At 31.0% G+C, this 14,914-nt stretch carries 16 protein-coding genes; 5 read left to right on the top strand and 11 right to left on the bottom strand.

The genetic code is table 11. The features are described from left to right. Nucleotides 1-19 precede the first annotated feature (19 nt). Together Q4517_RS11530 and Q4517_RS11525 are read right to left on the bottom strand one after the other, a co-directional pair. On the bottom strand, nt 20-2,140 hold the full coding sequence (locus tag Q4517_RS11530; protein ID WP_303509441.1) for a carboxy terminal-processing peptidase: 2,121 nt from the start codon (nt 2,138-2,140) through the stop codon (nt 20-22). A gap of 165 nt (nt 2,141-2,305) precedes the next feature. Beyond that, nucleotides 2,306-2,596, bottom strand: coding sequence for a hypothetical protein (locus Q4517_RS11525; RefSeq protein WP_303509439.1), 291 nt, complete (start codon nt 2,594-2,596; stop codon nt 2,306-2,308). A 115-nt stretch (nt 2,597-2,711) separates the two neighbouring features. Here Q4517_RS11525 and surE point away from each other — a divergent pair, with 115 nt between their 5' ends. The 4 genes from surE to Q4517_RS11505 are packed head-to-tail and all read left to right on the top strand — an operon-like array spanning nt 2,712 to nt 5,430. Beyond that, the gene (gene surE, locus Q4517_RS11520) at nt 2,712-3,482 is read left to right on the top strand and encodes a 5'/3'-nucleotidase SurE (RefSeq protein ID WP_303509437.1); all 771 of its coding nucleotides are present in this window, start codon (nt 2,712-2,714) and stop codon (nt 3,480-3,482) included. After that, the gene (locus tag Q4517_RS11515) at nt 3,470-3,757 is read left to right on the top strand and encodes a hypothetical protein (protein WP_115901696.1); all 288 of its coding nucleotides are present in this window, start codon (nt 3,470-3,472) and stop codon (nt 3,755-3,757) included. Before surE ends, Q4517_RS11515 begins: the two co-directional genes overlap by 13 nt. A gap of 10 nt (nt 3,758-3,767) precedes the next feature. Then, nucleotides 3,768-4,886: a lipid-A-disaccharide synthase gene (gene lpxB, locus Q4517_RS11510; protein WP_303509433.1), complete on the top strand. Its 1,119-nt coding sequence runs from the start codon at nt 3,768-3,770 to the stop codon at nt 4,884-4,886. A gap of 1 nt (nt 4,887) precedes the next feature. Beyond that, nucleotides 4,888-5,430: a C40 family peptidase gene (locus Q4517_RS11505; RefSeq protein ID WP_303509431.1), complete on the top strand. Its 543-nt coding sequence runs from the start codon at nt 4,888-4,890 to the stop codon at nt 5,428-5,430. Between the two features lie 102 nt (nt 5,431-5,532). On the opposite strand, the gene Q4517_RS11500 is transcribed toward Q4517_RS11505, so the two are convergent. The 9 genes from Q4517_RS11500 to Q4517_RS11460 form a co-directional block, all read right to left on the bottom strand. After that, nucleotides 5,533-6,060, bottom strand: coding sequence for a hypothetical protein (locus Q4517_RS11500; protein ID WP_303509430.1), 528 nt, complete (start codon nt 6,058-6,060; stop codon nt 5,533-5,535). A gap of 66 nt (nt 6,061-6,126) precedes the next feature. Continuing rightward, nucleotides 6,127-6,753 carry a hypothetical protein gene (locus Q4517_RS11495; RefSeq protein ID WP_303509427.1) on the bottom strand — a complete coding sequence of 209 codons (627 nt, stop codon included), beginning with the start codon at nt 6,751-6,753 and terminating at the stop codon, nt 6,127-6,129. A gap of 13 nt (nt 6,754-6,766) precedes the next feature. Beyond that, entirely contained in the window at nt 6,767-7,381 is a 615-nt protein-coding gene (locus Q4517_RS11490; protein WP_303509425.1) for a hypothetical protein, read from the bottom strand. 13 nt (nt 7,382-7,394) lie between these two features. After that, nucleotides 7,395-7,952: a hypothetical protein gene (locus Q4517_RS11485; protein ID WP_303509422.1), complete on the bottom strand. Its 558-nt coding sequence runs from the start codon at nt 7,950-7,952 to the stop codon at nt 7,395-7,397. 90 nt (nt 7,953-8,042) lie between these two features. Continuing rightward, a complete protein-coding gene (locus Q4517_RS11480; RefSeq protein ID WP_303509420.1) occupies nt 8,043-8,615 on the bottom strand; it encodes a hypothetical protein in 573 nt (190 codons plus the stop codon). A 93-nt stretch (nt 8,616-8,708) separates the two neighbouring features. Continuing rightward, a complete protein-coding gene (locus tag Q4517_RS11475; protein ID WP_303509417.1) occupies nt 8,709-9,335 on the bottom strand; it encodes a hypothetical protein in 627 nt (208 codons plus the stop codon). Nucleotides 9,336-9,353: 18 nt separating this feature from the next. Continuing rightward, nucleotides 9,354-9,983 carry a hypothetical protein gene (locus Q4517_RS11470; RefSeq protein ID WP_303509414.1) on the bottom strand — a complete coding sequence of 210 codons (630 nt, stop codon included), beginning with the start codon at nt 9,981-9,983 and terminating at the stop codon, nt 9,354-9,356. Between the two features lie 18 nt (nt 9,984-10,001). Continuing rightward, nucleotides 10,002-10,565, bottom strand: a complete 564-nt coding sequence (locus Q4517_RS11465) for a hypothetical protein (protein ID WP_303509411.1) — start codon at nt 10,563-10,565, stop codon at nt 10,002-10,004. A 77-nt stretch (nt 10,566-10,642) separates the two neighbouring features. Then, entirely contained in the window at nt 10,643-13,930 is a 3,288-nt protein-coding gene (locus Q4517_RS11460) for an HET-C-related protein (protein WP_303509408.1), read from the bottom strand. Nucleotides 13,931-14,136: 206 nt separating this feature from the next. On the opposite strand from Q4517_RS11460, the gene Q4517_RS11455 reads away from it, so the two are divergent. Continuing rightward, nucleotides 14,137-14,913, top strand: coding sequence for a LytTR family DNA-binding domain-containing protein (locus Q4517_RS11455; protein WP_303509406.1), 777 nt, complete (start codon nt 14,137-14,139; stop codon nt 14,911-14,913). Nucleotide 14,914 lies beyond the last annotated feature (1 nt).

Below are 14,914 nucleotides of genomic sequence, written 5' to 3'. Positions count from 1 at the left end.
GTTCGAAAGAACCCTTTTTTTAATGTTTTACAGCAACATGATTGTTGTTCATTTTTAATTCGCTTAGTACGTTTAGCGCTTCATTTACATAAATATCTTTCTGAAGATTTTTATGCCATGCAACTCGTTTTCCTTCTAAAACAGTATCCTTTTTAAATAAATTTAATTCGTATTTAGGAGATACAAATGTTAAGTTAGAATCAAACTTAAAAATATCTTTAAACTGTTTTCCTTCTTTAGTTTTTGTTTCACTTTCTTTTTTAAAGGTGTCGTAGTTTAAAGAATACACTCTTTCATCTTGGTTTTTCTTTAACCACTTAGCGTAGTCGTTTATTTTATTAAACCTATTGTTATTCATAACACGTTGCTTACTGTTGTAAACTACATCAGCAAAATTACTGTAAGAATTAGTAGCGGTATATTTTGCTTGTTGTACCTTATCCCAAGGTAAAGCGCCATCTAAATCACGCTCCCCAAAATCCATATAACTATATCGGGTAGGTAAAGAAATATCAGAATAAACTCCTTCAATTTGAGTAGAACCACCATTAATTCTATAAAACTTTTGAATCGTCATTTTTAAAGCCCCTAAATCGTTAGGATACTGTTCGTAAAAGCGGTTTATAGGTAACACGTTTTGTACAGTTCCTTTACCATAAGTTTGTTTACCTCCAATTATAACACCACGCTTATAGTCTTGCATAGCAGCAGCAAAAATTTCAGAAGCAGAAGCAGAAAATTCATTTACCATTACTACCAAAGGTCCTTCCCATTGAATTTTTGGATCAGTATCAGCTTTTACCAAAGGATCTTCACCACGATATTTTACTTGAACAATTGGTCCTTTGTTAATGAATAAACCACCAATTTCAATAGCTGTTTTTAATGACCCACCACCATTGTCACGTAAATCAACAATTAAACCTTGAACATCTTCTTCTTTTAAACGTTCAATTTCTTTTTCCATGTCTTTGGCAGCATCTCTACGGCTCAAGTCATTAAAATCTATATAGAATCTCGGAAGGTTGATAACTCCGTATTTTTTACCATTCTTTTCAACAATACTCGACTTCACAAAAGTTTCTTCAAGCTCAACCACATCTCTAATAATTGGAATAATTTTAATAGATCCATCAATTTTTTTCTTTACGGTTAAACGAACTTCTGTCCCTTTTTTTCCTTTGATAAATTTTATGGCATCATCTAAACGCATTCCAACAATATCTAAAGGCTCCTCATCACCTTGTGCAACTTTTAAAATAATATCGTCAGCTTCTAATTCACCTTGTTTCCAAGCAGGTCCCCCAGAAATTAACTCAACAACATGAGTGTAAATTCCTTTTTTTTGTAAACGAGCTCCAATACCCTCTAGTTTACCAGACATTTCTTGGTCGAAACGTGTTTTAATACGAGGAGACATGTAGGTTGTATGCGGATCAAAACCACTAACAACACTGTTTAAAAAAGTAGAATACCAATCAGAATTCTCAAGTTCACCAATACGCATGTACAAGTCATCCATATTTTTTAAGACCTTTTTTCTTGCTTCAGATTCTAATTCTTTAAAGCTTTTCTTTTTAAAGGTTTTATCTTTTTTGAATTTTTCGTTCTGTTGATTTTCAGCATCTTCAATATTACTTAAAATCGATAATTTTAATTGTTTTCTCCAATAATTGATCAATTCAGTTTCGTTTTTAGCATACGGAACCTTATCATAATCAACATCAATAACCTCTTTCTTTTTATAATTGAAAGGTTGTTTTAATAAAGAACGATAGGTCTTTTTACCTGACTCCATCTTTTCTAGAAAACGTTTATACACCAATTTGTAAAAATCAATGTTAGATTCTTTTAATTGATTGTCGATTTGATATTTGTATTGAGAAAACTCTTTTAAATCTTCTTGAGTAAAATAACGTTTACTAGGATCTAATCCATCAATAAATGTAGTATATACATGCTCAGAAAAATCATCATTTAAGTTTTTTTGAACGTAATGATATCTACTTAAAATATTTTTTAAAACGTAAACAATTACACGATCTTTTTCTGGATCGCTGTTAGGAACTGTATTTGAACTAACAGAATTAGAAAATAAAAGTGTGATTGCTAAAAATGGTATAATAAACTTCGTCTTCATAAAACCTTCTGTCTTTTTAATTTGTGTTGAGTCGTTGTGTTGCTAAGCTACTAAAATAATGCCAATTTTTTAACATTATTACTTTTTATAAATGCCTCTAAAAACTTCTTTAATCTTTTTATCATCTTTATTAAGAAAACTCTAAACTTGAGTTACAGAACCATCTTAATTTTTTGTCCATGTAAATTTATTGTAATAATTGTAACTAATTCCTTTTCTTTTAAATGTTTTTGAGTTCCAATTTTTTTGAACAGCACAAGCATTTGGCATTTTTATAACGTTGTTATTACCAATTAATTCTCCTTCAGTGTTATAAATATTCCCATTTTCGACCCAAAAATCAAATTGGGTATAATCTATTTCGTTACATGGTATTGTGGGGACGTTTTGTGCTGAAATGATTGAAAAAAAAGAAGAAATTATAAAAATAGTTATATAAACAATAATCCGTACCATAATGCTTGGGTTTGATTACCACAATTTTACACATAAAATGAACCAATTTGTCTTTACAAAATGTTAAAAAAAGAATCCAATTTTTATGTTACATTTGTTGTAAAACTTACTTACTATGCAAGATAGACCTTTGATTTTAGTTACGAACGATGACGGAATTACAGCTCCTGGTATTCGTATGTTGATTGAAATTATGAATAAAATAGGGGATGTAGTAGTGGTAGCTCCTGATAGTCCACAAAGTGGAATGGGGCATGCTATTACGGTAAATAATGTGTTACATTGTAATCCTATTACCATTGATGAAGGTCCACAAATAGAGTACAGTTGTTCTGGTACACCGGCAGATTGTGTTAAAATGGCAAAGAATGAGATTTTAAACCGTACACCCGATTTATGTGTTTCAGGAATTAATCATGGAGCAAACTCATCAATTAATGTTATTTATTCAGGGACAATGAGTGCTGCAGTAGAGGCAGGAATTGAAGGAATTCCTGCAATAGGTTTTTCGTTGTTAGATTTTGATTGGCATGCTGATTTTAGAGCTGCACGTAAGTTTATAGAAAAAATAGCGTTGAATGTTTTATTAAACGGATTACCAGATGGTGTAATTTTAAATGTAAACATTCCGAAGTTAAAAGAAGACGAAATTAAAGGAGTTCGTATTTGTAGACAAGCGAATGGTTACTGGAAGGAAACGTTTGATAAGCGCAAAAGTCCATTTGGTAAAGAGTACTATTGGCTTTCTGGAGAGTTTATTAATAGAGATAAAGGACAAGATACTGATATTTGGGCGCTAGAAAATGGATTTATATCCTTAGTGCCAGTTCAATTTGATATGACAGCTCACCATGCAATTCAAAAATTACACACATGGGACATATAAAAAAAGAATTATTGATTGGGATTTTAGTCTCATTATTGGCAACTACTTGTGGTTTTTTTATCTACTTAGAGTATATTTCTGAACTAAGTATTTCAGAAACGATAGCAAAAATAAGAGAAGGAGGAGTATTAGGGTCTGTAATAGCACTAGCAGCAATACCTAACTTATTTGTTTTTTGGGTATTTTTAAAGAAGAAACAAGATTACAGGGCAAGAGGAGTATTAATAACTACAATAGCTGTGGCTTTATTAACAGCATATTTAAAGTTTTTTTAATTCTAATCACATGAAATATTACATTCTTGTTGGTGAAGCTTCGGGTGATTTACACGGGGCTAATTTGATGAAGGCTTTGTTAAAAGAAGACCCGAAAGCTGATATTCGTTTTTGGGGAGGTGACTTAATGCAAGAAGTTGGCGGTACACTTGTTAAGCATTACAAAGAGCGTGCTTTTATGGGCTTTGTTGAGGTGTTGATGAATTTACGAAAGATTTTAGGAATGATTTCTTTTTGTAAAAAAGATATTACTCAATTTAACCCTGATGTAATAATTTTTATTGATAACTCAGGTTTTAACCTTCGTATAGCTAAGTGGGCAAAAAAACAAGGTTTTAGAACCAATTATTATATTTCACCTCAAGTTTGGGCAAGTAGAGTGGGCAGAGTAAAAGATATTAAGCGAGACATTGATCAAATGTTTGTTATTCTTCCGTTTGAAAAAGAGTTTTACAAAAAACATGGTTATAATGTTCGTTTTGTAGGGCATCCTTTAATTGATGGAATTGCAGGAAGGGAACAAGTTTCTATCGAAAAGTTTAGAAAAGAACACAACTTGGGTCATAAAGAGGTGATAGCACTGTTACCAGGAAGTAGAAAGCAGGAAATAACAAAAATGCTATCGGTAATGCTTTCATTGGTAAAAGATTTTCCACAGTATCAGTTTGTAGTGGCAGGAGCACCAAGTCAATCGTATGAGTTTTACAAAGAAATTATTGGAGATATGAATGTGAAATTCATCAATAATAAGACTTATGATTTGTTAAGTGTTTCACATGCTGCTTTAGTGGCTTCAGGTACAGCAACTTTAGAAACAGCTTTGTTTAAAGTGCCTCAGGTAGTGTGCTATAAAGGAAGTAATATTTCTTATCAAATAGCTAAGCGAATAATAACATTAAAATATATATCGTTAGTAAATTTAATAATGGATAGAGAAGTGGTAAAAGAGTTGATACAAAATGATTTTACCAAAGAGAATTTAGAGCACGAATTAACACGTATTTTAGAATCAGAGCATCGTCAGAAATTATTTTTGTCATACTTTGATTTGGAGCAAAAATTAGGAGGTAAAGGAGCCTCCGAAAAAACAGCGAAGTCGATTGTTGCTGGATTAAAAAGTAAAGAATAGCATGATAAAAAAAATCTTATTTATATGTATAGTATCATTTTTAATGATTTCTTGTGGGTCATCAAAAAATGTAAGTAATACATACCAAACAAGAACAAAAAAAGTAGCAAAAGTTAAGAAAAAGACACATTTAGCAACAACTAAATCGTCAAGTAAAGTTACAGTTGCAGATAAAATAGTATGGACAGCAGTTACTTATAAAGGTGTGCCATATCGTTTTGGAGGAATGACAAAAAGAGGAATGGATTGTTCAGGATTGATTTTTACTTCGTTTAAGCAACGAAACATGCCTATCGCAAGAACGTCTCATCAAATGTATGTACAAGGAGAAAATATTTCTTTACGAGAAGTTCAAAGAGGAGATTTGTTATTTTTTAAAACCTCAAGAAAAAGAGGAAGAGTAAATCATGTAGGGTTGGTAACTTCTGTAGATAATGGAGATATTCGTTTTATACACTCAACTACATCACGAGGGGTAATTGTAACTTCACTACACGAAAACTATTGGAAACGTGCTTTTATTAAAGCAAAGCGAGTGTTGTAATTTATCTTTTATAACTGTACTACTACTCTTTAAAAATATAACTATATCATTTTTAAAGCTTCATTCTTTTTTGGACAGTGTTATGTGTTGTAGTAAAATATTTTAGTTTCGTACATAATCTGGTATTTTTACTTTATGAAATTTACAGAATTTTAAAACTTTTTGATTAAAATCTTCGTATTTGTTCATCATTTCTAAAAAATCGTCAATCAATATTTTGGATTCAGAGAAACTTTCACCTAGCTTGTTAATTTCTGTGTTAATACTGTCTGTATTGACATCAGACATAGATTCATTATTCTGTTGTTCTATTTTCGAAATCAATAGCTGACTTTCTTTTACAAATTTTTTAAAAGATAAAAGTATTTGAATGCTTTTATGCTTAAGACCAAAATCATTTTTTATATCCTCTAGGCTTTCAAGTTCTTTTAAGCTTTTGTCTATAGTGCTATTGATTTTATTAAATGAAGTAGAAGTTTTTTGTTCTTGAATTATAGTATTTAAAAAATTAGTATCAAAATTATTTATAAGACTAACAGTTATAACATTTAAATATTCTTCTTTAGTTAGTTTTTGTTGTGACATGCAGGACACAAAACAAATTGATAAGAGTAAATTAATAATTTTCATAGTATTTATTTAGTTTTTATGGTTGACTCAACCATACTTAATGGTTTTATATAGTAAATTTAATTTTTAATTAGAGCTGGTAGAACCATCACTATACATAATAAAATCTAAATTAGATAATTCTCCAAATGATATATGTATATTCTCTAAAGGAGACTCAATAGATAAATATTCCCTTTCTACGGCAGGAACTCCTTCAAACTTTTGTGTAAACGTTCTTTTTTTTGCCTTTGCCAGTATTCTGTTAAAAACTTCAATATCGGTGTCTTTATTAAGAGGTACACCGTCAATTAACATATAATCGTTATCTAAAATTTTAGGAGGAAACCCCCACGTTTCATTATCTGATTTATGATTAAGCATTTCTTGGTTGTAATAATACAGTTCAATATGAATGTTGTCTATTATGTCATCGGCACCTTTATTCATAGAAATGGGGAGGTTTTTGTAACGAATAATTGTTCCGTATCTCTTTGTATCATAATCTTTCCCAAAAATAGCTTCGTAATATGCCATATTTTGGTCTAGTTTTACATGCTGGTTGTTGTAAAAAAGTTTTTCTTCTTTAAACTCTAAACGATGTTGTTGGTTGTTAAAGTGTTTAAGTTGATTTTTTATACTGTTAGCTTCTTTGTTTTGTCCGTTGCACTGGGTGCACATAATGGCGCAAAATAATATAAAAATTTTTTTCATAACAAAATGTTTTCTAATCAGAAGTTGTCGCACCATCACTATACATAATAAAGTCTAAAATAGATAATTCTCCAAATGATATGTATATGTTTTTATCTCCTAAATAACCTCTTTGAACAGAATTTGCTCCTTCAAACTTTTGTGTAAACGTTCTTTTTTTTGCCTTTGCCAGTAGTCTGTTAAAAGCTTCAATATCGGTTTCTTTATTAAGAGGTACACCGTCAATTAACATATAATCGTTATCTAAAATTTTAGGAGGAAACCCCCACGTTTCATTATCTGATTTATGATTAAGCATTTCTTGGTTGTAATAATACAGTTCAATACGAATGTTGTCTATTATGTCATCGGCACCTTTATTCATAGAAATGGGGAGGTTTTTGTAACGAATAATTGTTCCGTATCTCTTTGTATCATAATCTTTCCCAAAAATAGCTTCGTAATATGCCATATTTTGGTCTAGTTTTACATGCTGGTTGTTGTAAAAAAGTTTTTCCTCTCTAAATTCTAAACGATGTTGTTGGTTGTTAAAATGTTTAAGTTGATTTTTTATACTGTTAGCTTCTTTGTTTTGTCCGTTGCACTGGGTGCACATAATGGCGCAAAATAATATAAAAATTTTTTTCATAACAAAATGTTTTCTAATCAGAAGTTGTCGCACCATCACTATACATAATAAAATCTAAATTAGATAATTCTCCAAATGATATGTATATGTTTTTATCTCCTAAATAACCTCTTTGAACAGAATTTGCTCCTTCAAACTTTTGTGTAAACGTTCTTTTTTTAGCATCAATAAGTAGTCTGTTAAAAGCTTCAATATCGGTGTCTTTATTAAGAGGTACACCGTCAATTAACATATAATCGTTACCTAAAATTTTAGGAGGAAACCCCCACGTTTCATTATCTGATTTATGATTGAGCATTTTTTGATTGTAATAATACAGTTCAATACGAATGTTGTCTATTATGTCATCGGCACCTTTGTTTATGGAAATGGGAATGTTGTTGTATTTAATTATATCTCCGTATGAATCACCAAGAATATAATCTTTCCCAAAAATAGCTTCATAATATGCCATGTTTTGGTCTAGTTTTACATGTGTATCATTATAAAATAGTTTTTCTTCCTTAAACTCTAAACGATGTTGTTGGTTGTTAAAGTGCTTAAGTTGATTTTTTATAGTGTTAGCTTCCATATTATTTTTTTTTGCTTGCCCATTGCACTGGGCGCAGACAATGACACAAAAGAGAATAAAAAGTTTTTTCATAGCGATACTATTTAATTTTTAATTAGAGCTGGTAGAACCATCACTGTATGATATATAACAAAGAGAACTTAATTGACCTCTGTTAATATATATACCTTCTTGAAACCCTTTTTCAATAGTAACGATAACTCTTTGAACAGAATTTGCTCCTTCAAACTTTTGTGTAAACGTTCTTTTTTTAGCATCAATAAGTAGTCTGTTAAAAGCTTCAATATCGGTGTCTTTATTAAGAGGTACACCGTCAATTAACATATAATCGTTATCTAAAATTTTAGGAGGAAACCCCCACGTTTCATTATCTGATTTATGATTAAGCATTTCTTGGTTGTAATAATACAGTTCAATACGAATGTTGTCAATAATGTCATCGGCACCTTTGTTTATGGAAATGGGAATGTTGTTGTATTTAATTATATCTCCGTATGAATCACCAAGAATATAATCTTTACCAAAAATAGCTTCGTAGTACGCCATATTTTGGTCTAATTTTACATGCGTGTCATTATAAAATAGTTTTTCTTCTTTAAACTCTAAACGATGTTGTTGGTTGTTAAAATGTTTAAGTTGATTTTTTATAGTGTTAGCTTTCATATTATTTTTTTTTGTTTGTCCGTTGCATTGAGTAAGTAGCCCAATGACACAAAAGAAAATAAAAAGTTTTTTCATAGTACTAATAGCTGTTTTTTAATCAGAAGTTGTTGCACCATCACTATACATAATAAAGTCTAAATTAGATAATTCTCCAAATGATATATGTATATTCTCTAAAGGAGACTCAATAGATAAATATTCCCTTTCTACGGCAGGAACTCCTTCAAATTTTTGTGTAAACGTTCTTTTTTTTGTTTTGGCAAGTATTTTGTTAAAGATTTCAATATCAGTATCTTTATTAAGAGGCACACCATCAATCAAAATATAATCGTTACCTAAAATTTTAGGAGGAAACCCCCACGTTTCATTATCTGATTTATGATTAAGCATTTCTTGGTTGTAATAATACAGTTCTATACGAATGTTGTCTACTTGATCGTCAATACCTTTATTCATAGAAATGGGGAGGTTTTTATAATCTATAATTCTACCTCGATCGTTAACCAAATAATCTTTTCCAAATATGGCTTCGTAGTACGCCATGTTTTGGTCTAGTTTTACAAGTGTATCATTATAAAATAGTTTTTCTTCTTTAAATTCTAAACGATGTTGTTGATTGTGAAAGTGTTTAAGTTGATTTTTTATACTGTTGACTTCTTTGGTTTGTCCTTTGCACTGGGCGCAGACAATGACACAAAAGAAAATAAAAAGTTTTTTCATAGCGATACTATTTAATTTTTAATCAGAACTGGTAGAACCATCACTGTATGATATATAACAAAGAGAACTTAATTGACCTCTGTTAATATATATACCTTCTTGAAACCCTTTTTCAATAGTAACGATAACTCTTTGAACAGAATTTGCTCCTTCAAACTTTTGTGTAAACGTTCTTTTTTTTGCCTTTGCCAGTATTCTGTTAAAAACTTCAATATCGGTGTCTTTATTAAGAGGTACACCGTCAATTAACATATAATCGTTATCTAAAATTTTAGGAGGAAACCCCCACGTTTCATTATCTGATTTATGATTAAGCATTTCTTGGTTGTAATAATACAGTTCTATACGAATGTTGTCTACTTGATCGTCAATACCTTTATTCATAGAAATGGGGAGGTTTTTATAATCTATAATTCTACCTCGATCGTTAACCAAATAATCTTTACCAAAAATAGCTTCATAGTACGCCATATTTTGGTCTAGTTTTACATGTGTGTTATTATAAAATAGTTTTTCCTCCTTAAATTCTAAACGATGTTGTTGGTTGTTAAAGTGTTTAAGTTGATTTTTTATACTGTTGACTTCTTTGGTTTGTCCGTTGCACTGGGTGCATATAATGGCGCAAAAGAAAATAAAAAGTTTTTTCATAGGGATACTATTTAATTTTTAATCAGAACTGGTAGAACCATCACTATAGGATACGTAGTCTAAAGAAGATAGTTCTCCAAAGGATATTGAAATGGTTTCACCATAACTATCAGGTTTGTAGTATTGTCTAACAACTGCATTAACCCCCTCAAACTTTTGTGTAAACGTTCTTTTTTTAGCATCAATAAGTAGTCTGTTAAAGGTTTCAATATCGGTGTCTTTATTAAGAGGTACACCATCAATTAACATATAATCGTTATCTAAAATTTTAGGAGGAAACCCCCAAGTTTCGTTATCTGATTTATGATTAAGCATCTCTTGGTTGTAATAATACAGTTCTATACGAATGTTGTCTACTTGATCGTCAATACCTTTATTCATAGAAATGGGGAGGTTATTATAAACTACAATGTCAATTGAGTTAATTGTATAATCTTTACCAAAAACAGCTTCGTAGTACGCCATATTTTGGTCTAATTTTACATGCGTGTCATTATAAAATAGTTTTTCTTCTTTAAACTCTAAACGATGTTGTTGGTTGTTAAAGTGTTTAAGTTTATTTTTTATGTTGTTGTCTTTCATATTATTTTTTTTTGTTTGTCCGTTGCATTGGGTAAACAGTCCAATAATTAAGAGGTACGATAAATATTTGTACATAGTTACTTAAATAATTTTTTAATGTTGTTTAATTGTTCGTCTATGGTTTTTGATATTTCTAAATCTTCTTCCATATCCTTTGCTTTTTCATACAATTTTTTTAACTCTTCTATTCCTTCTGAAATTTCTTCTAAAATTTTGTGGTTAACTTCTTTTAATTTTTTAATATGTTCGTGGTGCTTTTTTTGAAAGGCATCAAGATAGCCTTTGTTTTCTGAGTTTTTTATGTTACCTATATGGCTGCTTGCCCATTTCATAGTGGTTACATTCATCCAGTCTACATCAGCAGGATGTGATAAATATTCTTGAGAAAGGTTAATGAAATTATCTAAGTCAGTTTTGCCTTTTTTTAGATTATCATACTGCCTTCCAATATCAGCAACTGCAATTCGCGCCAAATTCCCTGCTAATAGATGTAGGGGGTGATCCATTTCGTCTTTGGCAATTTGTGTATGGGTAGGGTTGGTGTCTAATTTTTGTAAGTTTTGTGTTTCTCTTATGCCAATGGCTATACCGTGAATAACATTCTGTATTGTTTTTTTAACTACATTTAGTAACGCTTTTTCTACGGAATTGATCATAAAAATTAACGCCCAAGCACCTACTGCTCCCCAACCTTTTCCTCTTTTCGCCTTTTCTAGTACTCCTAATACAACGCCCCTAAAGGTAATAACGTACTCATAAAACTCTATAATGGTAGCATAACTTACTCCTTTGTGTTTTTTGTTTTTAGGATCTTCTGTTTCTTGTGCGTATTTTAAATCAGTTAAAACAGTAAGTACCAATAAATCTACAATTCGTACTACGGGTTTTCCTTCCCATTCAGACGATATAGCATCTTTCCAAGAGAAAGATTTGGTTTTAAACATGCCTTCTATTTTGTCAGAGAGTGAGTGAATCATGTCTAAAGGACCAAATTTACCCGTAACTATAGGTAAATGGTTTATATAATCACCTGCGCGTTTTTTATCTTTTATATAGGTAGCTCCTCTTAAAATATGCAATTCGCCACTAAGAGGAATTGTGAGTTTTTTGTAGATAAACTCATATGCTGCGCCTCCTTTTTCAAACAAAAAAGAATGTTTATTTTTTAAAATAGGTTTTTTGGCCTCTGGGTACGTAGTATATAGCGTATCAAGATTGTAGTCGCCAATTTTTGTTTTACTATCAAAATAGTTCTCTAAGGGAGCCCTATCATCAAAAGTATCTACCGTACGTGGTGTTTTATTAAAAGTTTTCGCTTTGGGGTCGTTACGGTTTACCCAAGGAATCACCTCACTATACCCTAATTTAATTAAAGATAGTTCTACAAAATTAGAGTGCGCAAAATAATCTTCAATGGTATGCATAGCGTTACCAAAATGTAGTAAGGATAGTTTTTTATTTCCTTGTTTATGTGCTGCAAAGCTTTTTTGTAACTGTGTTGTTAAATAAGCACTAGCAGTTGTTAGTTTTTGTGTTTGGGGTTTTACACCGTTTTCAGTAGTTTTAAAAGCTTCGTTCTTATTTTTTTCAGGATCGTAATTACGAATGTAATTTTTCATCCCAAAATGATTGTTAATACCAGGGTCCACGTTAGTAGGCCAATAGAGAAACTCGTTTTTTTCTAGGTCAACAACACAGGCACCCATGGGGTTGTCAATATGTTCTTCAGGGCGATATACCCCAATTAAGTCTGAGGTAATTTTAGGAAAATATTTATTGAAGATATAATATTCTGCAGAAAACTTAATTGCTTTTATACCTAAGTCTTCACTTTTACTTACAATCCACTGTTTAATGGAAGCGCTATCGCTAGTTGCTTCAGCAACGGTGTCTGTAACTTTTTTAGGGTTTACATCAATCCATTTATCACCACTACCCGAGCCAATTTGTTCTTTTTTTAACTCATCACCAACCAATTCGTGGCAGGCAATAAGCTCTATAACAAAAGACAGGTGTTTTCTAGAAAGTTTAATGGGGTTTAAAAATTCTAACCCAAAAAAGGTTTTCTTTTCTTCGTTTGTAAGCCCAAGCGATTCGGCGATACAGTCTTTTTGGTCTTTTGTATAACGTTCGGTACTAGGAGTAATTAATTGCGACCAATCTCTTAATAAATTTCCTAAGTAGATGTAGTTTAAATCTGTTTCGTTTTTAACTATTTGATTTTCAAAAAGTATTCGTTCAATACCATAATGCGTAAACCCACCTGCTTGTTTTAGTGTTTTTTTACCTGCCGAGAAGTATTCTTCGTCATCTTGTTGTTCATCTCTTTTAATGCGTTCTTGGGTTACAAGCTCGTTTATTTGTTGCTTAATTTCGGTAAGTTCTATTTTTAACTTATAGGTAGTACCATCAACAGTAGCAGTACCAAAATTAATGGTATCTTCTTCAAAAATATTAAATGTGGTTAAACAGTAGCCAAAAATGGCACCTTCATCCAGCTTTGCATCGCCCCCAAGTGTAGTGTAATGATTTCGTAATTGCCAATCAATAAAATGGCCAAACTCTTCCATTATAGCATGAAACAGTTTTCCCATGGCTTCAATATCTTTTTCTTCTGTAGCTTTTATAATAAGGTATTGAGCAATCCATATTGTATTTTCACTAGACTTGTATTTTGCTTCTGGGTGTTTACCGGTATGTATTTTTATTTCAGGCATTTCTACCTTTTGCTCACTTAAATCTCTATATAAATAATCAAAAGCATGCAAAGGGAGGTCTTTTCCTTGTGCAGATTCTCCAAAAATAGCTTGCATAGCATACATAAAAAAAGAAGCTCCAAATTGTTTGGCATATTCATTTAATTCATCAAGAGGATAGGTTGTTGTAAGGGTAATTTCTCTTTTTTCTTCTTGAGTTTCTTCTGCTAGTTTTTTTATCTTTTCTTGATTTTTTTCAGCTTCTTTTAGTTTTTTACTATTCCCAGTAACGGAAGCTCCTAAACGATCTTTAATGGTAATTGTAGGAAAAGGAATATGTTCAATTGAAGCAGCTACTTTAGGTGGTGTAATTGTACCGCTGCTAATAATAACATTGGTTTCTCCAGAAATTATAACTCCACCATGTGCTGTCATATCTCCAACAGCAGCTACGGGTTTTCCATTAACAAGAATGTTAGGAGCTCCTGTAACAACTACATCTGGAGGGCCAGAACAGGTACAAGCACTTCCTATGGTTGCCACAGGTTTTCCGTTTACTAAAACATTTGATTCTCCTTTGGTAATAGGGCCTCCAACATGTGGTGTTGATCCACTACACATTGGGCATTGATGATTACTTCCTAAAACAGCGACTGGTTTTCCTGACATACTATTTTTCTTTTTCAATACTCATAACAAAGGTGTTTACCTAAGTGTAGGTATTACTTTTCGTAGCTAAATTAATAAAATACAATGTGATAGTCAAACAAAAAAAAACGCTATTTGTTTTATAAATTAACATAAACATAACCTTTAGTTAAAGATAAAAATAATTTAATACTTTTGGAGAACCCTCTTAAATCTCTATAAAGTAAATGAAAATATTAGATGTAGTAATAATTGAAGATGAAGATTTAGCAGCAACTTCTTTAGAAAACTTATTGCTGAAAAGTCCTTATCCAATTTCTGTAAAAAAGCGATTGGAAAGTGTTGAAGATTCAATTCTTTGGCTTAAAGAAAACACTTGTGATTTAATTTTAAGTGATATTCACCTTGGTGATGGTTATAGTTTTGAGATTTTTGAGAATTTAAAAATTTCAATTCCTATTATTTTTACAACAGCTTTTGACGAGTATGCAATCAAGTCTTTTCAGTTTTTTGCTATAGACTACTTATTAAAGCCTTATAGTGAAGAGTTACTTAACAAAGCGATAGAAAAATATATAAATCTTAATGAGAATAAAGGGTACACTGACAAACTAGAGCAATTACTATTGCAAATGAATAGCAAAATACAGCATCAAAAAGAAAAAGAACGCTTTTTGGTGTCAAAAGGAAATTTATCTATTTCTATAAAACGAGAAGATGTAGCTTATTTTATGGCACAGGGAAAATACTTGTTCTTATTTACTTTTGATAACGAAAGTTATCTTTATGACGGAACAATTTCTAGTTTAGAAGAAGAGCTATCTGAAAAATACTTTTTCAAGATTAATAGGAAATATATTTTACAGCATTCAGCGATTAATAACATATCAAAATACAGTAATAATCGTATAAAAATAGAATTACAACCAAACTTAAATGTAGAAGAGATGCTTTTAGTGAGTGCTCAAAGAATTAAAGAGTTTAAAAAATGGTTGGATAATTAGT

The organism is Tenacibaculum sp. 1_MG-2023 (assembly GCF_030547425.1).
In the GTDB taxonomy this organism is placed as follows: Bacteria; Bacteroidota; Bacteroidia; order Flavobacteriales; family Flavobacteriaceae; genus Polaribacter.
This window is presented reverse-complemented; position numbering and strand designations above follow the sequence as displayed.

Bases quoted from the DNA above. Each gene is read 5' to 3' on its own strand.
- Q4517_RS11530 (WP_303509441.1), bottom strand. From the start codon at position 2,140: ATGAAGACGAAGTTTATTATACCATTTTTAGCAATCACACTTTTATTT.
- surE (WP_303509437.1), top strand. From the start codon at position 2,712: ATGCAAGATAGACCTTTGATTTTAGTTACGAACGATGACGGAATTACA.
- Q4517_RS11470 (WP_303509414.1), bottom strand. From the start codon at position 9,983: ATGAAAAAACTTTTTATTTTCTTTTGCGCCATTATATGCACCCAGTGC.
- Q4517_RS11490 (WP_303509425.1), bottom strand. From the start codon at position 7,381: ATGAAAAAAATTTTTATATTATTTTGCGCCATTATGTGCACCCAGTGC.
- Q4517_RS11480 (WP_303509420.1), bottom strand. From the start codon at position 8,615: ATGAAAGCTAACACTATAAAAAATCAACTTAAACATTTTAACAACCAA.
- Q4517_RS11500 (WP_303509430.1), bottom strand. From the start codon at position 6,060: ATGAAAATTATTAATTTACTCTTATCAATTTGTTTTGTGTCCTGCATG.
- Q4517_RS11515 (WP_115901696.1), top strand. From the start codon at position 3,470: ATGGGACATATAAAAAAAGAATTATTGATTGGGATTTTAGTCTCATTA.
- Q4517_RS11460 (WP_303509408.1), bottom strand. From the start codon at position 13,930: ATGTCAGGAAAACCAGTCGCTGTTTTAGGAAGTAATCATCAATGCCCA.
- Q4517_RS11465 (WP_303509411.1), bottom strand. From the start codon at position 10,565: ATGAAAGACAACAACATAAAAAATAAACTTAAACACTTTAACAACCAA.
- Q4517_RS11475 (WP_303509417.1), bottom strand. From the start codon at position 9,335: ATGAAAAAACTTTTTATTTTCTTTTGTGTCATTGTCTGCGCCCAGTGC.
- Q4517_RS11525 (WP_303509439.1), bottom strand. From the start codon at position 2,596: ATGGTACGGATTATTGTTTATATAACTATTTTTATAATTTCTTCTTTT.
- lpxB (WP_303509433.1), top strand. From the start codon at position 3,768: ATGAAATATTACATTCTTGTTGGTGAAGCTTCGGGTGATTTACACGGG.
- Q4517_RS11495 (WP_303509427.1), bottom strand. From the start codon at position 6,753: ATGAAAAAAATTTTTATATTATTTTGCGCCATTATGTGCACCCAGTGC.
- Q4517_RS11455 (WP_303509406.1), top strand. From the start codon at position 14,137: ATGAAAATATTAGATGTAGTAATAATTGAAGATGAAGATTTAGCAGCA.
- Q4517_RS11485 (WP_303509422.1), bottom strand. From the start codon at position 7,952: ATGGAAGCTAACACTATAAAAAATCAACTTAAGCACTTTAACAACCAA.
- Q4517_RS11505 (WP_303509431.1), top strand. From the start codon at position 4,888: ATGATAAAAAAAATCTTATTTATATGTATAGTATCATTTTTAATGATT.